This window comes from Methylosinus sp. KRF6 (assembly GCF_018887255.1).
In the GTDB taxonomy this organism is placed as follows: Bacteria; Pseudomonadota; Alphaproteobacteria; order Rhizobiales; family Beijerinckiaceae; genus Methylosinus; species Methylosinus sporium.
Genome location: NZ_JAHLJF010000001.1, coordinates 535,080 through 561,921, shown reverse-complemented (window position 1 = coordinate 561,921; position 26,842 = coordinate 535,080). Strand labels below are relative to the sequence as shown.

25 protein-coding genes are annotated in these 26,842 nt (G+C 64.5%); 9 read left to right on the top strand and 16 right to left on the bottom strand.

Annotated features, from left to right (window positions below; genetic code table 11):
* The first annotated feature begins 63 nt into the window (after positions 1-63).
* On the top strand, positions 64-561 hold the full coding sequence (locus KP010_RS02690) for a GNAT family N-acetyltransferase (RefSeq protein ID WP_142862387.1): 498 nt from the start codon (positions 64-66) through the stop codon (positions 559-561).
* A 4-nt stretch (positions 562-565) separates the two neighbouring features.
* Here the strand turns inward: KP010_RS02690 and KP010_RS02685 are convergent, their stop codons facing one another.
* Complete coding sequence (locus KP010_RS02685) at positions 566-1,753, bottom strand: DNA methyltransferase (protein WP_253203523.1); 1,188 nt, start codon at positions 1,751-1,753, stop codon at positions 566-568.
* 146 nt (positions 1,754-1,899) lie between these two features.
* Here KP010_RS02685 and KP010_RS02680 point away from each other — a divergent pair, with 146 nt between their 5' ends.
* Positions 1,900-2,925 carry an N-acetylmuramoyl-L-alanine amidase gene (locus tag KP010_RS02680; RefSeq protein ID WP_142862385.1) on the top strand — a complete coding sequence of 342 codons (1,026 nt, stop codon included), beginning with the start codon at positions 1,900-1,902 and terminating at the stop codon, positions 2,923-2,925.
* Positions 2,926-2,946: 21 nt separating this feature from the next.
* On the opposite strand, the gene tgt is transcribed toward KP010_RS02680, so the two are convergent.
* From tgt to cckA, 9 genes are all read right to left on the bottom strand, one after another.
* Positions 2,947-4,074 carry a tRNA guanosine(34) transglycosylase Tgt gene (gene tgt, locus KP010_RS02675; RefSeq protein WP_142862384.1) on the bottom strand — a complete coding sequence of 376 codons (1,128 nt, stop codon included), beginning with the start codon at positions 4,072-4,074 and terminating at the stop codon, positions 2,947-2,949.
* A gap of 13 nt (positions 4,075-4,087) precedes the next feature.
* Entirely contained in the window at positions 4,088-4,432 is a 345-nt protein-coding gene (locus KP010_RS02670) for a hypothetical protein (protein ID WP_142862383.1), read from the bottom strand.
* Positions 4,429-5,481, bottom strand: a complete 1,053-nt coding sequence (gene queA / locus KP010_RS02665; RefSeq protein WP_216280394.1) for a tRNA preQ1(34) S-adenosylmethionine ribosyltransferase-isomerase QueA — start codon at positions 5,479-5,481, stop codon at positions 4,429-4,431. Before queA ends, KP010_RS02670 begins: the two co-directional genes overlap by 4 nt.
* Positions 5,482-5,711: 230 nt before the next feature.
* Positions 5,712-6,164, bottom strand: a complete 453-nt coding sequence (locus tag KP010_RS02660) for a peptidylprolyl isomerase (RefSeq protein WP_108917895.1) — start codon at positions 6,162-6,164, stop codon at positions 5,712-5,714.
* An 83-nt stretch (positions 6,165-6,247) separates the two neighbouring features.
* The gene (locus KP010_RS02655; RefSeq protein ID WP_142862381.1) at positions 6,248-6,799 is read right to left on the bottom strand and encodes a peptidylprolyl isomerase; all 552 of its coding nucleotides are present in this window, start codon (positions 6,797-6,799) and stop codon (positions 6,248-6,250) included.
* Positions 6,800-6,826: 27 nt separating this feature from the next.
* A complete protein-coding gene (gene coaD, locus KP010_RS02650) occupies positions 6,827-7,327 on the bottom strand; it encodes a pantetheine-phosphate adenylyltransferase (RefSeq protein WP_142862380.1) in 501 nt (166 codons plus the stop codon).
* A 63-nt stretch (positions 7,328-7,390) separates the two neighbouring features.
* Positions 7,391-7,681 (bottom strand): HigA family addiction module antitoxin, encoded by a 291-nt coding sequence (locus KP010_RS02645; RefSeq protein ID WP_024880011.1) that lies wholly within the window; start codon positions 7,679-7,681, stop codon positions 7,391-7,393.
* Between the two features lie 12 nt (positions 7,682-7,693).
* Complete coding sequence (locus KP010_RS02640) at positions 7,694-7,972, bottom strand: type II toxin-antitoxin system RelE/ParE family toxin (RefSeq protein ID WP_142862379.1); 279 nt, start codon at positions 7,970-7,972, stop codon at positions 7,694-7,696.
* 44 nt (positions 7,973-8,016) lie between these two features.
* A complete protein-coding gene (gene cckA / locus KP010_RS02635) occupies positions 8,017-10,527 on the bottom strand; it encodes a cell cycle histidine kinase CckA (RefSeq protein ID WP_142862378.1) in 2,511 nt (836 codons plus the stop codon).
* A gap of 231 nt (positions 10,528-10,758) precedes the next feature.
* Here cckA and KP010_RS02630 point away from each other — a divergent pair, with 231 nt between their 5' ends.
* Positions 10,759-11,586 (top strand): flagellar biosynthetic protein FliO, encoded by an 828-nt coding sequence (locus KP010_RS02630; RefSeq protein ID WP_216280393.1) that lies wholly within the window; start codon positions 10,759-10,761, stop codon positions 11,584-11,586.
* An 86-nt stretch (positions 11,587-11,672) separates the two neighbouring features.
* Here the strand turns inward: KP010_RS02630 and dksA are convergent, their stop codons facing one another.
* Positions 11,673-12,089: an RNA polymerase-binding protein DksA gene (gene dksA, locus KP010_RS02625; protein ID WP_108917890.1), complete on the bottom strand. Its 417-nt coding sequence runs from the start codon at positions 12,087-12,089 to the stop codon at positions 11,673-11,675.
* Between the two features lie 80 nt (positions 12,090-12,169).
* On the bottom strand, positions 12,170-13,390 hold the full coding sequence (locus KP010_RS02620) for an NADP-dependent isocitrate dehydrogenase (protein WP_216280392.1): 1,221 nt from the start codon (positions 13,388-13,390) through the stop codon (positions 12,170-12,172).
* A 246-nt stretch (positions 13,391-13,636) separates the two neighbouring features.
* Between KP010_RS02620 and KP010_RS02615 the strand changes: the two genes are divergently transcribed.
* From KP010_RS02615 to KP010_RS02605, 3 genes are read left to right on the top strand one after another with little or no spacing between them, the layout of a single operon-like run.
* Positions 13,637-13,930 (top strand): type II toxin-antitoxin system ParD family antitoxin, encoded by a 294-nt coding sequence (locus tag KP010_RS02615; protein ID WP_142862375.1) that lies wholly within the window; start codon positions 13,637-13,639, stop codon positions 13,928-13,930.
* Positions 13,899-14,192, top strand: a complete 294-nt coding sequence (locus KP010_RS02610) for a type II toxin-antitoxin system RelE/ParE family toxin (protein WP_142862401.1) — start codon at positions 13,899-13,901, stop codon at positions 14,190-14,192. Before KP010_RS02615 ends, KP010_RS02610 begins: the two co-directional genes overlap by 32 nt.
* A gap of 3 nt (positions 14,193-14,195) precedes the next feature.
* Entirely contained in the window at positions 14,196-15,038 is an 843-nt protein-coding gene (locus tag KP010_RS02605) for an RNA methyltransferase (protein WP_142862374.1), read from the top strand.
* Positions 15,039-15,059: 21 nt separating this feature from the next.
* On the opposite strand, the gene KP010_RS02600 is transcribed toward KP010_RS02605, so the two are convergent.
* Positions 15,060-16,955, bottom strand: a complete 1,896-nt coding sequence (locus KP010_RS02600; RefSeq protein WP_142862400.1) for a methanol/ethanol family PQQ-dependent dehydrogenase — start codon at positions 16,953-16,955, stop codon at positions 15,060-15,062.
* 326 nt (positions 16,956-17,281) lie between these two features.
* On the opposite strand from KP010_RS02600, the gene dnaE reads away from it, so the two are divergent.
* On the top strand, positions 17,282-20,668 hold the full coding sequence (gene dnaE, locus KP010_RS02595; protein WP_216280391.1) for a DNA polymerase III subunit alpha: 3,387 nt from the start codon (positions 17,282-17,284) through the stop codon (positions 20,666-20,668).
* The gene (locus tag KP010_RS02590; protein WP_142862372.1) at positions 20,665-21,576 is read left to right on the top strand and encodes an MBL fold metallo-hydrolase; all 912 of its coding nucleotides are present in this window, start codon (positions 20,665-20,667) and stop codon (positions 21,574-21,576) included. Before dnaE ends, KP010_RS02590 begins: the two co-directional genes overlap by 4 nt.
* 28 nt (positions 21,577-21,604) lie before the next feature.
* On the opposite strand, the gene KP010_RS02585 is transcribed toward KP010_RS02590, so the two are convergent.
* Positions 21,605-22,417 (bottom strand): DUF1499 domain-containing protein, encoded by an 813-nt coding sequence (locus KP010_RS02585; protein WP_371824185.1) that lies wholly within the window; start codon positions 22,415-22,417, stop codon positions 21,605-21,607.
* Positions 22,418-22,552: 135 nt separating this feature from the next.
* On the opposite strand from KP010_RS02585, the gene KP010_RS02580 reads away from it, so the two are divergent.
* Positions 22,553-22,759 (top strand): hypothetical protein, encoded by a 207-nt coding sequence (locus KP010_RS02580; protein WP_142862371.1) that lies wholly within the window; start codon positions 22,553-22,555, stop codon positions 22,757-22,759.
* Between the two features lie 237 nt (positions 22,760-22,996).
* Here the strand turns inward: KP010_RS02580 and tuf are convergent, their stop codons facing one another.
* Together tuf and KP010_RS02570 are read right to left on the bottom strand one after the other, a co-directional pair.
* Positions 22,997-24,187, bottom strand: coding sequence for an elongation factor Tu (gene tuf, locus KP010_RS02575; RefSeq protein ID WP_018265311.1), 1,191 nt, complete (start codon positions 24,185-24,187; stop codon positions 22,997-22,999).
* A gap of 185 nt (positions 24,188-24,372) precedes the next feature.
* Complete coding sequence (locus KP010_RS02570) at positions 24,373-26,706, bottom strand: TonB-dependent receptor (RefSeq protein ID WP_142862369.1); 2,334 nt, start codon at positions 26,704-26,706, stop codon at positions 24,373-24,375.
* Positions 26,707-26,842: the final 136 nt, after the last annotated feature.

Below are 26,842 nucleotides of genomic sequence, written 5' to 3'. Positions count from 1 at the left end.
GACGGTGGCGCGGCGTGACGTCAGTCTTACCGTAGAGATCGGCCCAATCAAAGGCATAGAGACATGCTCATCCGGGACGAGAGCGGAGCGGATCGCATCGCGATTCGAAAGGTCGTCGCCGTCGCCTTCGAAGGTCATCCATTCAGCAATGGGCGGGAAGGCGAACTCGTCGACGCGCTTCGCGCGGCCGACGCCCTGACGCTGTCGCTCGTGGCGGAAGATGACGACATTGTCGGCCATCTCGCCGTGTCGCCTGTCTCGATCGACGGAGCCTCGCTCGGCTGGTTCGGCCTCGGTCCGATCGCCGTCCTGCCCGAGCGTCAACGGCGAGGAATCGGCGCGGCTCTGATCGGCGTTGCGCTCTCACGCCTGCGCGCCGCGAATGCAGCGGGCTGCGTCGTCTTCGGCGATCCGAAATATTACGGCCGCTTCGGATTCGATATCCATGCCGGCCTTCGCTTCATCGGCGGTCCGCCGGAGCTGTTCTCGGCGCTTCCCCTGGCGTCGCCGATCGCGACCGGCGTTGTCGATTATCATCCGGCATTCGCGCTGGTCGGCTGAGGCGCTAAATCCGTCGCAACGTCACCACGCGGTTCGTGTTCGTGCCTTTGGCGTTGTTGCCGACTCCCCAGCAATTGCTGGTCTTGGTGAAGCTCTGGCTGTTCACCAGCACGAATAGCCGCTCGAAAGGCAGCCCCTCGGCGGCGCGCCAGACGAGCCGCTCCAGCAAGACTTTGCCGCCGCGCACCTCGCCGACCTCGAAGGCCACATGCCCGCCGGGTGCGACGATGCGCGCGAATTCCGCGAGGCAGGCGCGCACCATCCGCTCCCAGTCCGCCTCGCTGCGATGCGCGGAGATGCGGACCGCATCCGTATCGACGCCGGCGAACCAATTGCGCATCCAATTGTCGCTCGCATATTGCACAACGTCCAGAAAGGGCGGCGAGGTGACGACGAGCCGTACTTCCGCGTCGCCGGCATAGGGCGCGCGCCAGGCTTCGCTGGTGGCGAGCACGGCGGGCGGATGCGGCGGCGGCGCGCCATCGGCGAGCAGCGCGCGCGATTTGCGCAGGATCAGCGCCGCCACATCGCGCAAAGGCGGCGTCTGCTTGCGCTTGGCGTTGATCTTGGCCTGCGCCTCGACGGAAACCGCCTGGTTCGGCGGCAGCGAATAGACCGAGAAAAAGCCGGGCGAGTGGCCGGTCAAGCGATTGATCGCGACCATGCGAATCCAATCGTCGACCGCATCCGTGTCGCGCTCAAGCAGATGCCGGCGCAGCGCGCAGAGGCGGCGCAAAGTTTCGGGATGATAGAAGACGAGAAGATCGCTTCGCTCGATCTCGCCTTGCTCCCAAGGGATTTCGACGAGGCGTTTCTCTATGGCCGCGAGCGGCGGCGGCGAGAGGCGCGGGCGCGTCAGCAGAATGGAGAGCGGATTGATATCCGCGCCCATGGGTCGCCGTCCTTGCAACGCGGCCTCGAGCGGCGTGGTCCCGCGGCCCATGAAAGGATCGAGCACAGCCTCGCCCGGCGAGGTGAGACGCGAGATGAAAAAGCCCGGCAGCTGCGGCTTGAAGCAGGCGCGATAGCTGATCTCGTGCAGAGAATGCGCCTGCCTTTGCGCCGAGGTCCAGAATTCATTGACGAGATAGAGGAGGCCCTCCTCCTCTATCCGCCGCGTCGGCGCGCCGAAAGCGTCGAAGCAAGTCACCTCCCGCATCAAATCGGCGATGTCGAATGTCGATCGCGCCATCCCGGAATACATCAAATGTCCCTTCGGACGAAAAACGGCATCCGGCTCCCCGACTGCGCTTTCGCTTCGCTCGACCCTCTGCTAAAGTAACGTTCTAGCCATTAGAATCTCGTTTTGATCGATATAAAAAATTGGAGGAGAAAGCGATGTCCATCTGGACTGACCTCGTCGATTTCTACAAAAACTTCAGCGACGCGTCCCCCGCGCTGAAGGCCGCCAGCCTCGCGCAGTGGATCGTCGAGTCCGCGCGAGGAACGAGCGTTCTCGCGACACAGCATCTCAATTTCGGCGGAATCAAATTCAGGCAGAGAATGCAGGGATACGCCACGCCCGTCGATTACCGTGGCAGCGACGGCGAACTGACAACATACTGCAAGTTCGCCACGGTGGACTCATTCGTTCAAGGATATTGGCATTTCATCTCGTCGGGCCCATATGACGATTATCGGACGTATGAAAACGACGCCGCCGGCTACCTTCGTTATATCGCGGGACAAGGTTACGCCGCCGATAGCAACTACGTCGCCGTCGCGCTCGGCGTGCTCGACGAAGCGGAGCGCCTCCTCGGTCAGAGCGATCGGAACTCAACGCGCTCACCATCGTTCCGGGTCGCCATAGTTGTCGGGCACAATCGCAGGTCGCCCGGCGCTTTCGCTGAAGCGCCGGTCAATGATCACGAATTTCATTTCAACAGTATAGTCGCTCAAGCCCTCAAGGAGGAGGCTTGGCATTACAATCTCGAAGCCAAAGTATTTCTACGTGAGCCCAACACGTCCTATAGCGCCGAGATCAAAGCTGTTTATGATCAAGTGAAGGCGTGGGAGGCCGGCTGCTCGGTCGAGTTGCATTTCAACAGCGGGCCGCCCAGCGCCACCGGCGTGTCCGTGCTGTGTCGGCGAGATATCACACGACCGCGTGCACTCGCGGAATCGTGCCAGTCTAGCACGGTTGAGGCGATTGGCCTGCGCGACCGTGGCGTCACGCTCGTCGATCGATCGGATCGGGGAGGCGGCTCTTTGTATGCGCTCGACGACGTGCCGAGCATACTCGTCGAGCCGTTCTTCGGCTCGAACAGAGACGATTGCGTGAAAATCGCTAGTCTAGGACCAACGGCTTTGGCGCTCGCTTATCTGCGAGGGGTCCGCAGCTGGGTGGAGTCGACGATCGCTTGATACAGCAATTCTGAAGAGTGCTCATGGGCGCGCCTCTCCGCGCGCCCAGCCTTCCTTCGTCTCCGCGATGAAATCGGCGAGCCGCCCCTGCTCTATCGCCTCGCGCAGCCCGGCCATCAGCTCCTGATAATAAGCGACGTTGATTTCCGTCAGCAGCATCATGCCGAGGATTTCTTGCGCCTTCACCAAATGATGCAGATAGGCGCGGGAATAATCGCGCGCCGAGGCGCAAGCGGCGCCTTCATCGAGCGGCGCGGCGTCGTCGGCATGACGCGCATTACGAAGATTCACGCGGCCGAAGCGCGTATAGGCGAGGCCATGGCGCCCGGCGCGCGTCGGCATCACGCAATCGAACATATCGACGCCGCGCAGCACGGATTGCACGATATCGTCCGGCGTGCCGACGCCCATCAGATAGCGCGGCTTCTCCTCGGGCAGATGCGGGATGACGATGTCGAGCATCGCCAGCATCACATCCTGCGGCTCGCCGACGGCGAGGCCGCCTATGGCGAGACCGTGGAAATCCATGCCGGCCAGCGCCTTCGCGCTCTCTATGCGCAGCGGCGGCGAAGCGCCGCCCTGCACTATGCCGAAGAGCGCCTTGCCTTTGGCGTCGCCGAAAGCCTTGCGCGAGCGCTCCGCCCAGCGCAGCGACAGGCGCATGGCGCGCTCCGTCTCCGCATCCGTGCAAGGCAGGCGCACGCATTCGTCGAATTGCATGTGAATGTCGGAGTCGAGCAGACGCTGAATCTCCATCGAGCGCTCGGGCGTCAGCATGTGACGCGAACCGTCGATATGGGATTGGAAGGCGACGCCCTCCTCGTTCAGCTTGCGCAGCTTGGACAGCGACATCACTTGAAAGCCGCCGGAATCGGTGAGGATCGGATGCGGCCAATTCATGAATTTATGCAGCCCGCCGAGCGCGGCGACGCGCTCCGCGCCGGGGCGCAGCATCAGATGATAGACATTGCCGAGCACGATATCGGCGCCGGTCGCGCGCACATCCTGCGGGAACATCGCCTTGACCGTCGCCGCCGTGCCCACGGGCATGAAGGCCGGCGTGCGTATGTCGCCACGCGGCGTCGAGACGAGGCCGCGCCGCGCCGCGCCGTCTTTCGCGAGTAGCCGAAAAGAAAATTGCTCGGTCATGCGTCTCTCATTGTCAGCACTTGGCGCCGAGAGACGCCACTTTGACGATCTCATAAACACCGAAATCGCGCTCGTTCCAATGCATTGTGAAGCGCTCGCCGACCTTGATCGCGACGCTGCGTAGATCAGTGCGCCACGCTTCCGCCGCGCCCATGCCGAAATCCAGAGCGCCGTCGCGCCGCAGCACGAAAGGCCGGCATTTGCCGCCGGAAAGATCGCAGGCGCCGAAGGTCTCCCAATGCGAGATCACGCGGCGACTGTCGGCGTCTATGCGCAGATCGAGCGTCAGCGGACATTCGGTGCGATCGTCGCGCCAGAGCGCCAGCACGCGCACATCGAGAAAAGCCGGCTCGCTCATTTACGCAACAGCAGGCAAGCGTCGCCGTAGGAATAGAAACGATAACCGGAGGCGATCGCATGCGCATAGGCCGCCTTCATGCGTTCGAGCCCGGCGAAGGCGCAGACCAGCATGAAAAGCGTCGAGCGCGGCAGATGGAAATTGGTGAGCAGCGCATCGACGGCGCGAAAGCGATAGCCGGGCGTGATGAAGATCGTCGTCTCGCTCGCGAATTCCGCGAGCGTTCCGTCCGCGTGCGCCGCGCTCTCCAGCACGCGCAGTGCGGTGGTGCCGACGGCGACGATGCGCCCTCCTCGCGCGCGCGTCTCGTTCAGCGCCTGCGCCGTGGCGGCGTCGATGTGGCCCCATTCGGAATGCATCTTATGTTCTGCCGTGTCCTCGACCTTCACCGGAAGAAACGTCCCGGCGCCGACATGCAACGTCACGCGATGCAGCGAAACGCCTTTCGCCTGCAGCATTTCGACGAGGCGCGGCGTGAAATGCAGCCCTGCCGTCGGCGCGGCGACGGCGCCGGCATTGGCGGCGAACAGCGTTTGATAATCGGTCTCGTCGCGCGCGTCGGCGGCGCGTTGGCCGGCGATATAGGGCGGCAGCGGCATGACGCCGGCGGCCTCGACAGCTTCGTCCAAGGCGGCGCCCGCGAGCGAGAAGCCGAGCAATATCTCGCCATTCTCGCCCTTCTCGAGCGCTGTCGCCGCGAGCGCGCCATCCGCGCCGAAGCGCACGGTCTCGCCGAGAGCGAGCTTCTTCGCCGGCTTGACCAGCGCGCGCCAGCGATCGGCCGCGACGCGTTCGATGAGCGTCGCCTCTATATGGGCGCGCGTTTCGCCGCGCGCGCGAAAGCCGGAGAGGCGCGCGTGAATGACGCGCGTGTCATTGACGACGAGCGCATCGCCGGGCGCGAGAAAATCGGTCAGATCGCGAATGGAGCGCTCGAGGAAGGCGCCGTCCGGCGGAACGACGAGTAGACGCGCGCTGTCGCGCGGCTCGGCGGGGCGCAGCGCGATCCTCTCTCGCGGAAGCTCGAAATCGAAGAGATCGACGCGCATGGGTGTTTTTTTTTGCGAAGCCTGCGTGCGCGACTCCTTCTCCCACTCGTGAGAGAAGGCGGCCCTCGCGTCAGAGAGGGTCCGATGAGGGCGACGCCGCTCGATCGGCGCCGCCTCGAAATTTGTTCGACGAGGGCGATGGCGAGAGCCCTCATCCGACCCGGCTTTGCCGGGCCACCTTCTCCCGCGAGCGGGAGAAGGGAGCGCGAGCCTTTATGAGCGACGGAAAATCAGACCAGCGAGGCCTTGACGATCTTGTCCGGATCCTTGACCGGCTCGCCGCGCTTGATCTTGTCGACATTCTCCATACCGGAGATCACCTGGCCCCACACCGTATATTTCTTGTCGAGGAAGCGGGCGTCGTCGAAGCAGATGAAGAATTGCGAATTGGCGGAATCGGGGTTTTGCGCGCGCGCCATGGAGCAGGTGCCGCGCACATGCGGCTCGGCGTTGAACTCCTGCTTCAGGTCGGGATATTTCGAGCCGCCGGTGCCGGTGCCGTGCGGACAGCCGGTCTGCGCCATGAATCCGTCGATGACGCGGTGGAACACGATTCCATCATAGAAGCCTTCGGAGACGAGCTTCTTGATATGCGCCACATGATTGGGCGCGAGATCGGGGCGGAGCTTGATCAAAACGTCGCCCTGCGTCGTCTCGAGCTTCAGATTTTCGGCTTCGGACATGTCCACTCCTGTCGGTTCTACATTTCGCCCGGCGAAGCAATCCGAGGGCCGAGGCGCTCGGATCGCAGCGCGAGAAGGCGCGATCAGCTATTGTCGCCGGCGAGGCGCAGCTTGATGATCTTGTCCGGGCTCGACACTTTGCCATTGTCGGCCTTGTCGCCCTTCTTGATCTTGTCGACGACATCCATGCCGGAGACGACCTCGCCGATCACCGTATATTGCTCTTCGAGATAGCGCGCCGGCGCGAGGCAGATGAAGAATTGCGAATTGGCCGAGTCCGGGTTCTGGCTGCGCGCCATGCCCAGAGTGCCGCGCACGAATTTCTCCTTGGAGAATTCGGCCGGAATATTCGGCAGGTCGGATTTGCCCATGCCCGTGCCGGTCGGATCGCCGGTCTGCGCCATGAAACCGTCGATGACGCGGTGGAAGACGATTCCATCGTAGAAATGGCGCTTGGCCAAGGTCTCGATTTGCGCCGCATGCTTGGGCGCTATGTCGGCGCGCAGCTTGATGACGATGCGGCCGTCCTTGGTGTCGAGATAGAGCGTATGCTCGGGCGCATCCTCGGCGCGGGCGGCGCAGGCGGAAGCGGCGGCGAGAGCGGCGAGCGTGAAGCTGCGGCGATCGATAGGCAATCGAGCCTCCCTTTGCGTTGTTTTCTGTCAGCGTCTGGAGAGCGCGCGGCGCAGAGCCTCCGCCGCCTCGGGCGGAACAAAGGCCGAAACATCGCCTCCGAGCGAGGCGATCTGCCGCACGAGCGTCGCGGTAATGTGACGAACCGCCGGAGACGAAGGGTGAAAAATGGTCCTGATCTCCGGGGCCATGGCGAGATTCATCCCCGCCATCTGCATTTCATAGTCGAAATCGGCGCCGTCGCGCAATCCGCGCAGAATCAGCCCGGCGCCATGCTCGCGCGCCGCCTCCACCGCGAGCCCGGCGAAGGAGACCACCTCGAAACGGCAGGAAGCGGCCTCCGCGAGCTCGGCGCAGACGGATTCGATGAGCGCGATGCGCTGCTCTAGCGAGATCAGAGGCGTCTTGCCGGGATGCGCGCCAATGGCGATGACGAGCCGGTCGCAGAGGCTCGCTCCGGCCCGGATCACGTCCAAATGGCCGAGGGTCAGCGGATCGAAGGAGCCGGTGTAGAGGGCGGTGCGAGTCATAGCGCGGATATAGGCGATTTTCTGGGCGTCGTCAGGGCGTGAGCGCACATCGACCTTCTGTCGTCACGCGGATTTTGGGACCAGCCGTTCGACCTTGATCGACCCCGCTCTCGCGCGCACCAGCGAGAGGTCATGGTTCGCCTGCAGACGAAGCCAAGCGTCCGCTGTGCTTCCGAGCGCCGCCTCCAGGCGGAACGCCATCTCCGGCGTTATCGCCGATCGCCCGGCTATGATATTGTGTAGCTGTTGCCGGGTGACGCCGAGAGCTTTCGCCGCTTCGCTCACAGAGACGCCCATTTCCTCGATGCTGTCTCCGATGGTCTGCCCCGGATGAGGGGGGTTTTTCATCGCCATTGCCAGCCTCGCTCAGTGATAGTCGATGAGGTCGACATCTGAGACCTCTCCCTTTTCCAAACGAAAAACGATCCGCCAATTCGCGCGAACCGTGATCGACCAGAAGCCACGCAGCTCACCTTTGAGCGCATGCAGTCGAAAGGTCGCCAAATCCATGTCCGCCGGCGTTTCGGCAATATCCAGCAGAGCGAGGATCTGCTTGATCTTGCGGACCTGATCGGCGCTGACGCCCTTTGGATCGTCCTGCTCGAACAGCCGCTTCAGACCCTTGTGCCGAAAGCTCGCGATCACTCGATCCAGCCGCCATTGTAAAACATCGATTTACATTTGTCAGCTCACCCAAGGCTCGCCTTCACCGTCTCGATCAGCTGCTTCAGGCTGAAGGGCTTGGGCAAAAAGCCGAAATCCCCCTCGGGCAGATTCTTGGCGAAAGCCTCCTCGGCATAGCCCGAGACGAACACCACCTTCGCCGTGACGCCGCGCTTGCGCAGTTCCGCGAACATGGCCGGGCCGTCCATCTCCGGCATCACCACATCGGAAACGATGAGGTCGATGCGCTGGCCCTCGCGCTCCACCACTTCCAGCGCCTCGAGGCCTGAGGCGGCCTCCATCACATTATAGCCGCGCGAGCTCAGCGCCCGCGCCGCGAAGGCGCGGACGGCGTCCTCGTCCTCGACCAGCAATATGGTCCCCTGCCCCGTGTAATCGGCGGCCGGCTTGGCGGCCTCCGGCTTCGCCGTAACCTCGCCGACCTCCGGCACATGGCGCGGCAGGAAGATGCGGAAAACCGTGCCGCGCCCGACCTCGCTGGCCGGGAAGACAAAGCCGCCCGATTGCTTGACGATGCCGAACACCATGGAGAGGCCGAGGCCGGTGCCCTTGCCGACCTCCTTTGTGGTGAAGAAGGGCTCGAAAATCTTGGCCATCACATCCGGCGCAATGCCGGAGCCATTGTCCTCGACCTCGATCAGCACATAGTCGGCCGGCGTGAGCGAGGCCTCGCCGAAGGCGCCGCATTCGCCGGCGGCGACATTGCGTGTGCGCAATTGGATGCGCCCGCCCGATTCGGGCATCGCGTCGCGGGCGTTCACCACGAGATTGATGATGACCTGCTCGAATTGATTGATGTCGGCCTTCACGAACCACAGGTCGCGGCCGTGCTTCAGATCGACCTCGACCTTCTCGCCGACGAGCCGGCGCAGCAGCAGCTGCAGTTCCGTGAGAACGTCGCCGAGCTGCAGCACCTGCGGGCGCAAGGTCTGGCGGCGCGAAAAGGCGAGCAGCTGGCGCGTGAGGCCGGCGGCGCGATTGGCCGTCTGCTTGATCTGGATAATGTCCTGGAAGGACGGATCGGTCGGCCGGTGATTGGCGAGCAGCAGGTCCGAATAGCCGATGATGGCGGTGAGCATATTGTTGAAATCATGCGCGACGCCGCCGGCGAGCTGGCCGACCGCCTGCATTTTCTGCGATTGGGCGAAGCCCTCCTGCAGCTTGCGATGCTCGGTGGTGTCGAGCGCATAGATGGTCGCGCCCTTCTTGCCGGCGTCCTCCGAGGGGGCGACGAAGAAGCGCGCCGAGCGCGTCGGCAATCCATCCTCCTCCTCGAGGGCGGCGTCGATGGGCGGCACGTCGCCGCGATTGTCGAGAGCCGCGGCCATAGCCTCTTTCAGCGCGGCGCGGTCGCGCTCGACGACGCTGGCCAACACGGGCCAGGCGGCTGCGCCCTTCAGCGCCTGCGGCAGCAGCTTGGCGAAGGCGGCGTTGGAGCGCGTGACCTTGCCGTCGGGATCGACGGCGGCGATCGCCATGGGAGTCGAATTGAAGAAACGCGCGAAACGCACTTCGGCGGCGCGCAGATCCTCCTCCGGCTCCTCGCCAGCGGTGCGGTTGAGCACCAAGGTCCGCGAGGCGCCCGGCGCGCCGTCCTGGCCGAAGGCGACGCGATGCAGCAGCCGCACCGGCAGAGAGCGGCCGTTGCGGCGCTTCAGATCGAGGTCGATCTGCGCAGTGCGCACCTCGCCCGAGCCGCCGGTGATGGCAGTGAGCAGCGTCGAGCCATTATTGGCGACGATATCGGCGAGCGAGACGCCGCCCGAGCCGACCTGGGTGAGGTCGTAGCCGAGCCAGCCCGCCAGCGTCTTGTTCATATAGGAGATCGCCCCGTCCGGGCCGGCCGAGAAAAAGCCCGCCGGCGCGTGATCGAGAAAGTCGATCGCGTGCTGGAGCTCCTGAAAGACATTCTCCTGGCGCTGGCGGTCGGCGGTGGCGTCGACGACTGTCCACAGATTCGTGTGGCGCGCGCCGTCGCGCCCGAGGGGACGCACGCGAATGCGATACCAGCCGACCTCGGCGTCGCCCGTGAGCGGCGGGACGAGGCGCACATCCTCGGCGTGGGCGCGTCCGGCGCGCGAGGCCTGGGCGAGGCGGTAGATCGCCTCGGACACTTCCGCCGGGCCCGAGAACAGTCGCTCGACTGTCAGCAGCCCGGCCGGATCGCGCGATCCGCATAGCTCGAGATAGGCGTCATTGGCGTAGACGATCTGCGTGTCGCCCTCGGTGACGAGCAGTCCCTCGGAGAAGGAATCGGCGATCCGCCGGGCGATGTCGAGATGCGTGGAGCGGCCAGGAAAGCGTAAAAAACCAACGGCATAGGCGAAGGCGCAGAAAACCCCCGCGACGGCGAGCAGCGCCAAGAGGCCGACGGCGAATTTGGGTGCCGCCGGCGCCGGCAGCAGAGAGGCGACGACGATCGCGCCAACGAGGGCGATGGCGAGAGCCAGAACCAGGCCGACGTTTCCGGGGCGTTCGGTGCGGTCGTAAGCGGGCGGCGCCGTCCTGTCGGTCACGGGTATCGTCTCGGCTGTGCTCCTGCGCCGGGCAAAGCGCCACGGCGCAGGCAGAATCACGCGGAACAATGGCCCCGGCCGGAGCCGATGGCAATGTCCTTGCGCATTTTCCACAAGCGCGAATCACGAAGCTCGCCCTATTAACCATTGTTTAACCTTTGAGGCGCGCTTGCGTCCAACGCCGATAGACTGCATTCTCGCGCCGCGTCACGACGAAAGAAAAATCGATTCATGCCGTCCAGCATCACACAGTCGCAACTCCTGCCGATACTCGCCGCAATTGTCGCGTTCCTGTTCGCGGCGCTGCTGCTCGTCTACATCTACCGGCTCCTGTTCGGACGACGCATCAAGGCTCCTGGGCCGCGCAACCGGCCGCGCCGCCTCGATATCGTCGATACTTTCGACGTCGACGGCGACCGCCAGCTGGTCATCGTGCGGCGCGACAATGTCGAGCATCTTCTGCTCATCGGCGGGCCCAATGATCTTCTGGTCGAGGCCTCGATCAGCCGCGTCGAGGCGCGCGAGCCGCGCCCACGCGAGAAAGAGGCCGCCGGCCCGGGCTGGCCGCTCGGCCCGGCCGCGCCTCAGGCGCCCGCGCCCGTCCTGCCGCCGCTCGGCCCCTCCGCTCCTTCGATAGAGAGCGAGGCGCCGAAGCCGGAGCCGGCCGCGCCGCCTCAGGCGCCCGGCCTCGCGCCGCTGCCGCCGGATTTATTCGGCCCGCCGCCGTCCAAGCCGCCGGCGCCGCCAGCCGCTCCCGAGGCGCCCGCGCGCGCGGGAACGCCGCGCTTCACGCCGCAGCGGCCGCCCTTTACCCCCACGCCGCGCCCGCCGCGTCCAGCCCCGCCGCCCTTCCTGTCGCGCGCCGCCAAGCCGGCGCCGCCGTCGGCCGTCGAGCCGCCGCCGCCCGCTCCCGAGCTTCCGCCGCAGGAGGTCGTCGTCGAGCCGCCGCCCCCTCCTCCGCCGCCGGAAGAGCCGCCGCCGGCTCCGCCCGTCGATCCGCTCGACTCGCTCGAGGCGGAAATGGCGCGACTGCTCGGCCGTCCGGAATCGAAACCCTGAACCGACAAAAACAGCGCCCGCGGAATTCTCCGCGGGCGCTGTTTTTTATCCCTGTTCGGATCTTTCGAAAGATCGAAGCTGCCCGTTCAGTCGTCCCGGTAGACGCGCTCGCGGCGCTCGTGCCGCTCCTGCGCCTCGATCGACAGAGTGGCGATCGGCCTCGCGTCGAGCCGCTTCAGCGAAATCGGCTCGCCGGTCTCTTCGCAATAGCCATAGGTGCCGTCCTCGAGCCGCGACAAAGCGGCGTCGATCTTGGAAATGAGCTTGCGCTGCCGGTCGCGGGCGCGCAGCTCGATCGCCCGATCGGTCTCCGATGAAGCGCGATCGGCGAGGTCGGGATGGTTCTCGTTCTCGCTCTGCAGAGTGGCGAGCGTGTCGCGGCTCTCCTGCAGTATCTCGTCCTTCCACGCGAGCAGCTTGCGCCGAAAATACTCGCGCTGCCGATCGTTCATGAAATCTTCTTGCTCGGACGGTCTGTAGCTAGCGTCTAGATCCACCGCCATTGCCGCGAATCCTCCCTAAGCCTGAACGCGGCGTCTATATAGCCGCGCCGCTCGGGTAGCACAATCACTTCGTCGATCCCTTATTTTCCGAGCGAAAGCGCGGCTGCGAGGTTGGAATCGATCTTGTCCAGGAAGCCGGTGGTCGACAGCCATTTCTGATTATGGCCGACGAGCAGCGCCAGATCCTTGGTCATGAAGCCCTGCTCCACTGTGGAGACGCAGACCTCTTCCAGAGTCAGAGCGAAGCGCGCCAACGCCTCATTGCCGTCGAGCTTGGCGCGATGCGCGAGCGCGCGCGTCCAGGCGAAGATGGAGGCGATGGAATTGGTCGAGGTTGCATGGCCCTTCTGATGCTCGCGATAGTGACGCGTCACCGTGCCATGCGCGGCCTCCGCCTCGACGGTCTTGCCATCCGGCGTCATCAGCACGCTGGTCATCAGGCCGAGCGAGCCGAAGCCCTGCGCCACCGTGTCCGACTGCACGTCGCCGTCGTAATTCTTGCAGGCCCACACATAGCCGCCGGACCATTTGAGCGCCGAGGCGACCATATCGTCGATGAGGCGATGCTCATAGGTGAGACCCTGCGCCTGGAATTGCGCTTTGAACTCGGCGTCGAACACTTCCTGGAACAAATCCTTGAAGCGCCCGTCATAGGCTTTCAAAATCGTGTTCTTGGTCGAGAGATAGAGCGGGAACTTGCGGTTCAGCGCAAAATTCATCGAGGCGCGCGCGAATTCGCGGATCAACTCGTCGAGATTGTACATCGCCATGGCGACGCCGGCGCCGGGGAAGCGGAACACTTCCTTCTCGATCACCGTCCCGTCGTCGCCCTCGAATTTGATCGTGAGGCGGCCCTTGCCGGGCGTGCGGAAATCGACGGCGCGATATTGATCGCCGAAGGCGTGGCGGCCGATGACGATGGGCTGCGTCCAGCCGGGCACGAGGCGAGGGACGTTCTTGCAGATGATCGGCTCGCGGAAGATGACGCCGCCCAGAATATTGCGGATCGTGCCATTGGGCGACTTCCACATTTCTTTCAGGCCGAATTCCTGCACGCGGGCTTCGTCCGGCGTGATGGTGGCGCATTTGACGCCGACGCCATGCGTCTTGATCGCCTCGGCCGCGTCGATCGTCACCTGGTCGTTGGTTGCATCGCGATTCTGGATCGAGAGATCGTAATAGAGCAGCTCGAGATCGAGATAGGGATAGATGAGCTTGTCTTTGATATAGGCCCAGATGATCCGGGTCATCTCGTCGCCGTCGAGCTCGACGACCGGATTCTCGACCTTGATCTTGCTCATAAAATGCCTCTCCCCGCGTGAGCCGCCGGCCTTATAGCGCGCGTAACGCGCGAGGCAAAGCAGGCGCCATGGGCAAATCTGCGAGGCGAAGCGGTTTGCGCGTCTCGTGACAGCGATTTTGATCGACTGCTGCCGAATGTTCAGGCGCCGACGCCTACGGCGCGCTCGCGCCGAGAGAAAAGCCGACGGCGCCCGCAATAGCACGTTATGCGCATATCGTGCTATAATCCGCCGAGGAGGCTCGCCATGAACGTATCCGTCGGCAAGCATTGGGAAGAGTTCATCGACTCCCTGGTCAAGCAGGGCCGCTACGCCTCGGCCACCGAGGTGATGCGCGAGGGCCTGCGTCTCGTGGAGGAGCGCGAGGCGAAGCTGAAGGCGCTGCGCGAGACGATAGAGGCGTCGCTCGCAGAGGGGGGCTCACATTCCGCCGAGGACGTTCGCGCACATATCGACGAAAAATACCGGGAACTGAAGGCGGCGAGGGAAATAGATGCGCGAGTTGACGATGACCGACGCCGCGCTCCGAAATTTGGATGAGATTTTTCTGTATCTGTCGGATCGGATGGATGATCTCGTTCGAGCGCGCGACATCATCGAGCAACTCGTCGAGCAGTGCGAAAAAATGGCCGCTTTGCCGATTCTTCTCGGTCGGCCGCGCGACGAGCTGTCCCCCGGTTTGAGGAGCTTTCCGTTTCGGGGATATATGATCTTCATGATCTATCGCGAAAGCGCGCTGGAAATCGTCAACATACTGCATGGGCGCCGCGACATAGATGCGTTCTTCGAAGACGACGCCTGATCGATGACCGGCGCTGGAACCGACCACACCAAGCCAAAGCTCGAAGGCGGGCCGACCATCGTGCTCGTGCGGCCGCAGCTCGCCGTCAATATCGGCATGTGCGCGCGCGCCATGGCCAATTTCGGCCTCTCGGATCTACGGCTCGTCGCGCCGCGCGAGGGCTGGCCGACGCGCGATCCTGTCTATCGCGAGGCCTCCTACGCCGCCGCCGCCGGCGCCGCGCATCTGCTCGATTCCGCCAAGCTCTACGAGAATGTGCGCGAGGCGATCGCCGATCTTACCTTCGTCTATGCGGCGACGGCGCGCGGGCGCGGCCAGGTGAAGCCCGTGGTGACGCCCGCGACCGCAATGTCCGATACAGTCGTGCGTCTCGCCGCGGGCGAGCGTCATGGCGTGATGTTCGGGCCGGAGCGCACGGGGCTCGACAATGACGATGTCGCGCTCGCCGATTCGATCCTGACCTTTCCGGTCAATCCCGCCTATGCTTCGCTCAATCTGGCGCAAGCTGTGCTGCTCACCGGCTATGAATGGTTCCGCTTCGCTCATGGCGAGACGCTGCCCTTCGACGTCACCGAGCGCTCGCCGCCCGCCACCCGCGAGATGACGCTCGCTTTCTTCGACTATCTGGAGAAGCATCTCGACGAGCGGCAATTCTTCCGTCCCGAGACGAAGAAGCCGGTGATGTCGCGCAATCTGCGCAACATGTTCCACCGCATGAACATGACCGAGCAGGATGTTCGCACGCTCTGGGGCGTAGTGGTGCGGCTGGTGGAAGGCCCGCGGCGCGAGCCGAAGAAGGCGAGCCGGCGCAAGAAAGAAGAGCAGAGCGGGACGCCCGGCGACTGAGCGCCGCCGGGCGCACGCCGGTCAGTCCGGCAGAGCGAAGACGGTGAGCACGCCGCCGAGCGCGGTGTAATTCGACAGGCTGCGATAATTGCCGACCGCGCCGAGACCGTCGCTGCTTTTGGTGAGGCCGGCCGCGAGGCCGATGCCGGCCCAGCCGCCGACGCCCGAGAGCACGGCGACATATTGCTTGCCGCCGACCTCATAGGTGATGACATTGCCGATGATGCCGGAGGGCGTCTTGCGCCGGAACAGCTCCTTGCCGGTCTTTGTGTCGACCGCCTTGAGATAGCCTTCCAGCGTTCCGTAGAAGGTCACGCCGCCATCGGTCGAGACGGCGCCCGACCACACGGAGAATTGCTCCTTGTTCGCCCAGACGATCTTGCCGGTCTTCGCGTCCCAGGCGATGAAATTGCCCGTATGCGTCTCGCCCTTGTCGCGATCGGCGGGGAACATTTCCACCGTCGCGCCGACATAGGGCTGGCCGGCGGAATAGCTGACGCGGAACGGCTCGAAATCCATGCAGACATGGTTCGTCGGCACGAGGAAGAGGCCCGTGCTCGGATCATAGCTCGCCGGCTGCTCGTCCTTCGAGCCGAGAGTCGTCGGACAGGCGCCGCGCGTCGTCTCGTCCTCGCCATGCGCCTCGGTCGAGAAGCGCTCGTCGAGGATCGGACGGCCATAGGTTTTCGACTTCTTGTCGAGGTCGATCTTCTTGGCCCAATTGACCGCCGGATCGAATTTCTCGGCGACGAGCAATTCGCCATTTGTGCGATCGAGCGTGTAGGCGAAGCCGTTGCGATCGAAATGAACGGCGGTCTTCGTCTTCTTGCCGCCGATCTCCTGATCGACGAGCACGATCTCATTGACCGCGTCATAATCCCATTGGTCGTGCGGCGTCGTCTGATAGACCCATTTCGCCTTGCCCGTGTCGAGATCGCGCGCCCAGAGCGTCATCGACCAGCGATTGTCGCCGGGACGCTGCACGGGATTCCATGTCGAGGGGTTGCCGGAGCCGTAATAGATCAGATCGAGCTCCGGATCATAGCTGTACCAGCCCCATGTCGTGCCGCCGCCCAGCTTCCACTGATCGCCTTGCCAAGTGTTGATCCCGGAGTCCTTGCCCACGGGCTTGCCGAGATGGGTCGTCTTCTCGGGGTCGATCAACGTCTCTTCGTCCGGCCCGGTCGAATAGCCGCGCCACAGCAGCGCGCCGGTCTTGACGTCATAAGCGCTGATATGGCCGCGCACGCCATATTCGCCGCCGGCGTTGCCGACGAGCACCTTGTCCTTGAACACATGCGGCGCCGCCGTGGAGGTCTCGCCCTTCGACGGATCGCCGAATTTGACGGACCAGATCGGTCTGTCCTTGCCCTCGCCGGAAGACGCGCCCGTCGCCGCATCGAGCGCTACGAGAGTCGTGTCGGCCTGCGCGAGAAAAATCTTGCCGTCGCCATAGGCGAGACCGCGATTGACCGTGTCGCAGCACATCACCGGAACGACGGAGGCGTCCTGCTGCGGCGCATATTTCCACAGCACCTTATGATCCGGGTCTCGCAGATCGAGCGCATAGACGACATTCGGAAACGGCGTGTGCAGATACATCACATCGGTGACATAGGCGGACTTCGTCTTGCCGTCCTTGTCGGCGGCCGCCGGAATCGTCACATCGTGAATGACGAGCGGCGCCCCTTCGTGACCGCGCAGAACGCCGGTCGAAAATTGCCAATCGACAGAGAGCTTGTGCACATTCGCGGTGGTGATCTGCTTCAACGCCGAATGACGACGATTGGCGTAATCTCCCGTCGGCGACACCCATTGCCGCGCGTCCTTCTGCAGCTCGAGCAGCGTATCCGCAAAGGCGCCGCTCGCCGCGAGCGCGAACGCGCCGACGGTCATCGACAGTCGGAATTTTCTCATCTGCATTCATTCCCTCCGCAGCCCGACGTTTTTTAAGCTTACGTTTTCTTCGCGACAGACGGCGACGGCCCGGGAAACCGCGCGCCGTCTGTCGCGAGCTCATGCAGCGGCCGCGACGCCGCTCGCAACGGAGGTTCCACGAATGCGCGCGCCTTCGCCAGATCGCGAAACCGCGACGCGTCTTTGATCGTCGCAGTTTTGCGACAGTTGCGACGACGATCGAGCATCGCCGCCTCGCGACGCACGCGCCAGCGACACGTGCGCCCCTTGCCCCTGCTCGGGAAATGCGGGACAATACGTGAACAAAATGCGCGCCCGAGCTTGCGATGCCCCGCTACGCCGAATTCGCGACGACGACGAACTTCTCCTTCCTGCGCGGCGCCTCGCATCCCGAGGAGATGGTCGCGCGAGCGATGGCGCTCGGCCATGTCGGCATAGGCGTGGCCGATCGCAATTCGCTCGCCGGCGTCGTGCGCGCTCATTCCTATCTGCGCGAGCACGCGGCCGAAGCGCCCGGCTTTCGTCTCGCCATAGGCGCGCGGCTCGTCTTCGCCGACGAGACGCCGGATATTCTCTGCTATCCGAAGGACCGCGCCGCTTACGGGCGTCTCTGCCGGCTGCTGACGCGCGGCAATATGCGCGCGCAGAAGGGCGAGTGCCGCCTTTTCCTCGACGATCTCTTAGAATTCGCCGAAGATCAGCAGCTCATCCTCATGGAGGGCGCGGCCCTTCCCCCTGCCCTGCTCGCTGCGGCCGACGAGCGGATGTGGCTGGCGGCGACCGCGCTCTATGGCGTCGACATGCGCGCCGCCCTCGCCCGCCGCATCGCGCTCTCGCGCGAGACCGGCCTGCCGCTCATCGCGGTGAATGAGCCGAACATGCATGTCCCCGAGCGACGCCCGCTCGCCGACGTTCTCGCTTGCGTGCGCGAGAAGACGACGCTCGACAACGCCGGCTATCTGCTCTCCGCCAACGCCGAGCGCGCGCTGAAGAGCGGAGCGGAAATGGCGCGACTATTCACGCAGGCGCCGCAGGCGGTCGAGGAGACGGCGCGCTTTCTGGAAGGCCTATCCTTCCGTCTCGACGCGCTGGCGCATAATTATCCGAGCGAGCTGCGCGAGGGATTTTCCAGCGAGCAGGAGGCGCTCGAATTTTACGCGCGAGACGGCGCGCGGACGCGTTATCCGGGCGGCGTTCCCGATCAGGTCGAGACGCTGCTGCGCCATGAGCTGCAGCTGATCGCAGAGCTCGGCTACGCCGCTTACTTTCTCACCGTGCACGACATTGTCCGCTTCGCGCATTCGAAGGACATATTCGCGCAGGGGCGCGGCTCGGCCGCCAATTCCGTCGTCTGCTTCTGCCTCGGCGTCACCGAGGTCGATCCGACGAAGCATGATCTCCTCTTCGAGCGCTTCGTCTCCGCCGCGCGCAACGAGCCGCCAGATATCGACGTCGATTTCGAGCATGAGCGGCGCGAGGAGGTGATGCAATATATCTACGCGCGCTATGGCCGCGAGCGCGCCGGACTCACGGCGACGGTCGTCTCCTATCGCTCGCGTTCGGCCATTCGCGAGGTCGGCAAGGCTTTCGGCCTTTCGGCCGACGTCGTCTCGCGGCTCTCGAACAATGTGTGGGGAGGAATAGCGCAAGGAGAGGCGTCCCCACCTCCCCCTCGAGGGGGGAGGTCGAGCGCCGAAGGCGATCGGGAGGGGGTGAAACCCCAAGTCTCTGCCGTTGAACCCCACCCCGTCCGGCTATCGCCGGCCGACCCTCCCCCTAAAGGGGAGGGTGAGCGCGAGCCGCGCCTCGCCAAGGCGCTGGAGCTGACGCGCGAGCTGACCGGCTTTCCGCGCCATCTCTCGCAGCATACGGGCGGCTTCGTCATCACGCGCGATCGGCTCGACGAGATCGTCCCGCTCGCGCCCGCCGCCATGGAAGGCCGCACGACGATCGAATGGGACAAGGACGATCTCGACGCGCTGCGCATATTGAAGATCGACGTGCTGGCGCTCGGAATGCTCACCTGCCTGCGCAAGGGCCTCGCTCTGCTGGCCGAGCGCTATGGCGTCGTGCATCGCCTCGCGTCGATCCCCGCGGAGGAGGAGAGTGTCTATGACATGATCTCGCGCGCCGACACGATCGGCGTGTTCCAGATCGAGAGCCGCGCGCAAATGTCCATGCTGCCGCGGCTGCAGCCACGCGAATTCTACGATCTCGTCATAGAGGTGGCGATCGTGCGCCCCGGCCCCATTCAGGGCGATATGGTGCATCCTTATCTGCGCCGTCGCATCGGCAAGGAGGAGGTCTCCTTTCCCTCGGCGGAACTCGAGGAGGTGCTGCGCAAGACGCTCGGCGTGCCTTTGTTCCAGGAGCAGGCGATGCGCATCGCCATTGTCGCCGGCGGCTTCACGCCGGATGAGGCGGACCGGCTGCGCCGCGCCATGGCGACGTTCAAGCGCGTCGGCACGATCGGAACCTTCCGCGCCAAAATGCTCGCCGGCATGGAGGCGCGCGGCTATAGCCGCGATTTCGCCGAGCGCTGCTGGGGGCAGATCGAAGGCTTCGGCTCCTATGGCTTCCCGGAGAGTCATGCGGCCTCGTTCGCCCTGCTCGTCTACGCCTCCGCCTGGCTCAAATGCCGCTACCCGGACGTATTCTGCTGCGCTCTTTTGAATTCGCAACCCATGGGCTTCTACGCCCCGGCGCAGATCGTGCGCGATGCGCAGGAGCATGGCGTCGGCGTGCATGAAGTGGATGTGAATTTCTCCGATTGGGATTGCGCGCTGGAGGCGCGCGCGCAGGCGACGCCGCTGCATCCACGCCATGTCTCCATGGCCGGCGACATTCGCGCGACGCATGACGTGCGTCTCGGCTTTCGTCAGATCGTGGGCCTGCGGGAAGAGGATATGAAGCGGCTCGTGGCGCGGCGCGGCTCCGGCTATGATTCCGTGCGCGATCTGTGGCTGCGCGGTGGGCTCGAGCCGGCGACGCTGGAGCGCTTGGCGGAAGCCGGCTCCTTCGCCTCGCTGGGCCTGCCGCGCCGCGACGCGCTCTGGGCCGTGCAGGCGCTCAATCGCGCCGGCGACAAGGACGATCTGCCGCTGCTGCGCGCGCTCTCCTTCGCGCCGCAGGAGGAGGACGCGAACCTTCCGCCCATGCCGCTCGGGGCGGAGGTGGTGGAGGATTATCGCTTTCTGTCATTATCGCTGAAGGCGCATCCGATGGCGTTTTTGCGGGGACGGCTCGAGGCGAAGGGAATCATGCCCTGTAGCGCGCTCGGCGGCGGCCCCCTCCCCAACCCTCCCCTGCGAGCGGGAGAGGGAGCAGGCGCCGCGCTTCATCGAGATTTCGCGCAACGCGGGCCGCCCCCCTCTTCCACGCAGAGAGTGAGGGAGGGCGCCCGCGTGAGCGTCGCCGGCCTCGTGCTGGTGCGGCAGCGGCCGGGTTCGGCGAGCGGCGTTATTTTCATGACGATCGAGGACGAGACGGGGATCGCCAATATCGTCGTCTGGCCGAAACTGTTCGAGCGCCAACGTCCCGAGGTCATAGGCGCGCGGCTTGTCGTGGTCACAGGGCGCGTGCAGAACGAATCCGGCGTGGTCCATGTGATCGCGCAGAAGGTCGAGGATCTGAGCGCCGATCTGCGCCTGCTCGAGCAATCGCGCGGCGCCAAGGCGCGCGAGGCCATTCCGAAGGGACGCAATTTTCAATGACCCCAGATGATTTCCTCACCACCTTCGACTCTCCGCCGGGCGCGCTGCAACGCGTTTCACGGCTGACGCGCCGCATTGTCGCGCCCAATCCCGGCGCCTTCACCTATACGGGCACTTGCAGCTACATCCTCGGCGAAGGCGAGGTGGCGATCATCGACCCCGGCCCGGCGGACGCTTCGCACATAGAGGCGTTGCTCGCCGCCATAGCGGGCGAAACGCTGCGCTATCTGCTCGTCACCCATACGCATCGCGACCACTCGCCGGCGGCGCGTATTCTGGCGGAGAGGACCGGCGCGACCATCGCCGGCTGCGCGCCCTATGCGCCGCCGCCCGATCTTTCGGTCACAGGCCCAGGCCTCGACGCCTCGCATGACAAGAGCTATGCGCCCGACCATCTCCTCGCCGATGGCGATCGGCTGAGCTTCGGCGGCCTCGCCATAGAGGCCGTCGCGACGCCGGGCCATACGACGAACCATCTCTGCTTCTCGCTGGCCGAGGAGGCGACGCTCTTCACCGGCGATCACGTGATGGGCTGGGCGACCACGGTCATCGCGCCGCCGGACGGCTCGATGAGCGAATATTTCGCCTCGCTGGAAAAGCTGCGCCGACGCGACGATCGTCTCTATTGGCCGGCTCATGGCGGCCCGGTGAAGGAGCCGCAACGCTATTTGCGCGCCTTGCGCCAGCATCGCCAGCAGCGCGAGGCGGCAATTCTCGAGCGGCTCGAGGCCGGCGACGAGACGATCGCCGTCATGGTCGCACGCATTTACGAGGGTTTCGACGCGCGGCTCCAAAAGGCGGCGGCGTTCTCCGTCTTCGCGCATCTCGAGGATATGATCGAGCGCGGCCTCGCCCGCTGCGAGGGGCCGGCGACATTGGAGGCGCGGTATTTCAAGGGCGGCGAATAGCGGCGTCCCGGTTCAATTCGCTACTCGCTCATTTCTCATTCAGCCCCGCCTGCAATTCCTCCGCGAATTGCCGGATGCGCTTGGCGTTGGCGCCGAAGTCGTGGCGTCCGTAGCGGGAGGCCGAGCGCACGTCTATGCGGGTCTGGCCGGCGAGCGGACGTAGCCGCACGGCTATGTCGTCGGCGAAACCCATGACGAGGTCCCGATCGAGAAAATCGAGATGGCCGACGCCCGAGCGCCCGCCCGGAGGACGCTGGTCGATGACCCGCCAGCCGCGGCTCTGGGCCGTCTCCAAAACCAGCTGATAGGCCTCGTCCGGCTCGAGATCGACGACGATCGGCTCAATGTCCGGATAGCCGTCCCTCTGCCGCTCGGCCTGATCGGCGTCGAAGCCGGCGGGCGTGAAGCCGGCGCGCGCCGCCACCGCCGCCCGGGAAGCGGAAAAGCGGGGCGGATCGGCGGTGTCGGTCGACACATCCGACAGCACCGGCAGGCGCACGGCCTGAACGGCGAGATAGGCCGGATAGGAGAGCGTCAGCACGGCGAGAAAGGCGCCGCCCAGCGCCGCGCCCAATCCGCGCCGGCCCTCCTGCCAGATGACGACACAGGCGGCGAAAAACAGCAGCAGAGCGATGAGCGCCACGACGATCGCGCCGCCGAGCACGGCGAGCGACGCCTGCGGCTCCACCGCATTGGAGCGCGCGAGAATCACGGCGATCGCCGCCACCGGCAAAGCGAAAACCGCGAGGCGTCGGCACCAGACCGCGGCGTTGGAGACTGGCTCTTCTGGAATATGGCGCAGCATGGCGGCCATCATAGCATCGATCGCGGCGGCGCTCACCCATTGCGCGATCGGGAAAAAGGCGCGGCGGTCTCCGCGATTTTACGAATAGTTTACCGGGGTAAGGGAGACTTTAAATCAAATGCGCGAAATTTCTCGAGCGTCCCGCCCCCGTCAGTAGAAGAGTCAGCCGCCATGTCGAATCTCGTCGCCTCCGATTTCAGCGAAACTCAATCCGCCGACCGCCCGCATGACCTGCTCGCCCGCCTCTATCGCGAAATCGGCATTTCCGCCGTCGCCGCCGCGCTCGAGGTGATGCTGCATTCGAGCGAGAACGAGACCGAGGCCGCCGAGGATGCGCGCCTCCCGGCGATCCTCCTCGAGGAGCAGCTCGCGGCCTGACCCCAGAACGAACCGAGCGAATGAACGCGGACCGCGAGCCCTCCGGCTCGCGGTCCTGTCATTTTGCGTCCACGGGTTCGGCTCACGATGAAGCATGGCGAGTGTGACGTGTCGCGCTCGCCCAGACGAATGCCCATATTCGATGATCGAGGCGACGACGCCGGGCGCAAGTGCGATGTTTCGCACTTGCGCAAACGCAAACGAATGTGCGCCGTCGCGACGGCGCGCTCGCTCCAATCACTCGATGATCGAGGCGACGACGCCGGCGCCGACGGTGCGGCCGCCTTCGCGGATGGCGAAGCGCAGCTTCTCCTCCATGGCGATCGGAACGATGAGGTTCACCTCCATCGCCACATTATCGCCCGGCATCACCATCTCGACGCCCTCGGGCAGCGTCACAATGCCGGTCACATCCGTCGTGCGGAAGTAGAACTGCGGACGATAGTTGGTGAAGAACGGCGTATGACGGCCACCCTCTTCCTTCGTCAGAATATAGGCTTCCGCCTTGAACTTGGTGTGCGGCTTCACCGAGCCGGGCTTCGACAGAACCTGACCGCGCTCCACGTCCTCGCGCTTGGTGCCGCGCAGCAGCGCGCCGATATTGTCGCCCGCCTCGCCCTGATCGAGCAGCTTGCGGAACATTTCGACGCCGGTCACAGTCGTCTTCACCGTCGGGCGAATGCCGACGATCTCGACTTCCTCGCCGACCTTGACAATGCCGCGCTCGACGCGGCCCGTCACCACCGTGCCGCGGCCCGAGATCGAGAACACGTCCTCGACCGGCATCAGGAAGGGCTGATCCTTCGGGCGCTCCGGCTGCGGGATGTATTCGTCGACAGTCTGCATCAGCTTCAGGATCGCGTCATGGCCGATCTCGGGGGTCTTGTTCTCGAGCGCCGCCAGGGCCGAGCCCTTGGTGATCGGAATATCGTCGCCGGGGAACTCGTATTTCGACAGCAGTTCGCGAACCTCGAGCTCGACGAGCTCGAGCAGCTCCGGATCGTCGACCATGTCGACCTTGTTCAGGAACACGACGAGCGCCGGCACGCCGACCTGGCGGGCGAGCAGGATGTGCTCGCGGGTCTGCGGCATCGGGCCGTCGGCGGCGGAGACGACGAGGATGGCGCCGTCCATCTGCGCGGCGCCGGTGATCATGTTCTTCACATAATCGGCGTGGCCGGGGCAGTCGACATGGGCGTAATGGCGATTGGCGGTCTCATACTCGACGTGCGCCGTCGAGATGGTGATGCCGCGGGCGCGCTCTTCCGGGGCCTTGTCGATCTGGTCATAGGCCGTGAAGGTCGCGCCGCCCGTCTCGGCCAGAACCTTGGTGATCGCCGCCGTCAGCGACGTCTTGCCATGGTCCACGTGACCGATCGTGCCGATGTTGCAATGCGGCTTCGTGCGTGAGAATTTTTCCTTGGCCATGCGTTCTCGTTCCCGGTTGCGGCGCGCCTCGCGTCCCGCGCGCGCGAGCCTTTAAGGCGGTTGCCGCCTTTCTTCAAGTGCGTTCGTGATTCGGGCGGGTCGCCAATGAACATAGGGGAGGCGCCGCTGATCGCCGCCTCCCCCTCCGATAAAGAATATCGCCTCGCTAGATCATAGCCTTAGGCTCAAAATCTGACCTTGACTCCGCCATAGGCCGCGAGCGGCGCGCCGGGGCCGACAGTGCGCGGATTGCTGAAGCCCGCCAACGCGCTGCTTTCGAAATATGTGCCGAAAGTATAGTAGCGCCGATCGAACAAATTCTGCACGAGCGCATAGACCTCGACATTGTCCATGACCTTATAGGAGGTCTTCAGATTGACAATGCCCCAGGATGGCAGCGTCTTGTCGAGATTTGCCTCGTCGCCCGCCAGATGCACGCCGCTCGTGAAGACATAATCGAGACCGAACTTCCACTCCGGCGTGATATTGTAATCGAAACCAAGCTTGACGCGATGGCGCGGAATTCCCGGCAGCACATTGCCCGGACGCACATGAATCTGGCCATTTTCGTCGGCGTAGGGATTGTCGCCGGAGTTCAACGTCATCGAATTGCGGAAGGTGGCGTCGACGAGCGCGTAATCGGCGTAGAGGGCCAGGAAATCATTGCGCCATGTGGCGCCGGCTTCCACGCCCTGCCGGCGCGTCTGTCCGACATTGGCGTAATAGCCGCGGCCCTGGATCACGTCGGACGGCAGCGCGAGAATGTCGTCCGTGCTCTCGGTGCGGAACAGGCCTGCGTGATAGTCGAGACGGCCATTGTCGGGGCCGATGGGGTGATAGCCGCGAAAGCCCACTTCCCAGGTCCTCGCCACCACCTGCTTCAGCGGCGGATCGGAGACGAGAAAGCCGTCGATCATGCAGGGATGCAGGCGATCCGAGCAGCCGTTCTCCAGCGCCGTCGGCGCGCGATTGGCTTCCGAGTAATTGCCGTAGACAGTGAATTCGGGAAGGAAATTATAGGTGAGGCCCGCGACCGGATTGACCCGCTGATAGACCGCGTTGCTATTCAGCGAGACGCCGCGATGGTCGAAGAGCGCGATATCGGCGCTGTTGAAGCGCAGGCCGGCGGTGACGGTGAGCTTGTCGGTCACATCCAGCGTGTCGAGCGCATAGACGCCCCAATAGAAATTGCGGCCGCCGACGCTCACCTGCTGGAAGCCGCCCTCGGGAACGGCGTTCTGATAGACGAGCCCGGTCGATGCGACGGAGAGATCGGGCTGCAGCACGCCGAGCTCGGAATAGCCGCGGAAGTCGACATGCTGGCGATCATGCGAGCCGCCGACGACGAGCTTGTTCTTGAAGCCGAAGATCGCCTCGTCATAGGTCCCCTGCAGCGCGAAGCCGAAGGAGCGCGAGTCGGTCCGCGTCTTGTCGACGCTCGCCGGCACGCCGCCGGCGAGGACAGAGGCGGGAATGAAATTACCGGAGACATCGCGCAGGCGGCGCTGGGCGTTTGTCGGCTCGTTGACGAGGAACGGCTCATCCTCCTGACAGATGAAAGCGCGCGAGCTGCAGCGCTCGACATCGGCCAGATTGCCGTCGACATGCTCCTGGCGGAACTGCCGAAAATAGGCGTTGCCGTTGAATTTCAGATGATTCGTCGCCTCATAGGCGCCTTTGAAATTCACGAAGGCGAGGTCGTTATTGGAGGTCTGCGGCGTCGTGAAGATGGAGCCGTAGCCGCCCCGCTGCAACAGATCGACCGGCGTCGCCGCCGCCGCGCCCAGGCGCGTGCCCGCGCCGGTGAAATTCAGATGGAACTCGGTCTTGTCGCCCTTATAGCCGAGATCGGCGTAGCCGCGCAGCACGGAGGAGCCCGAACGCTGGCGCCAGCCGCCGTCGCCAATGCCCTCGAAGGCGAGATAGGCGGCCCAATTGTCGATCTGCTTGCCATATTGCAGCGTGCCGACGCGGCGCCCATAGGAGCCGCCGCGGCCATCCGCCTCGAAGCCCTGCCAGGTGAAGCCGTTCTTCATCTCGAGCGTCAGCGCGCCGCCGAGCGCGTTGAGGCCGAACAGCGGATTGCCGCTGACGATGTCGCCATTGGCGATGGCGACAGTCGGGATCAGATCCCAATTGACCGCATCGCCGAAGGCCTCATTGATGCGCACGCCGTCCTGATAGATGGCGAGGCCCTGCGGCGTGCCGGCCACCGGCGAGGCCGAGAAGCCGCGATAAGTCACATCCGGCTGGAAAGGATTGCCGGCCACCTCGTTGATGTTGATCGAGGCGTTGCGCCGCGCCAATGTCTCGGTGAGGGTGAGCGCGTGATCGCGGTCGAGATCCTTGCGCGAGATGGTGATCGGATTGGTGGAAATCTTCGACTTTTCGATCCCCGCGCCCGCCTCCGGCGATGTCGCGACAATGTCGATGTCGGGCAGCGTCTCCTGGGCGTGCGCCTGCAACGCAGGCGCCGAGGCGACCATTAGCGCGACGAGGGAAATTCGGGAACCAAGCATCGTTTCTCTTCCACTTCCGGCCCGGCCGCTCGGGCGATTGTCTCGTCGAAGGCGGCGCGTCGCGGGTGGACGAACGCAGAATCAGGGCCAACGCCCCGCCTTCGGTTCGTGGAAGTTACGGGGAGTTAACCTACGT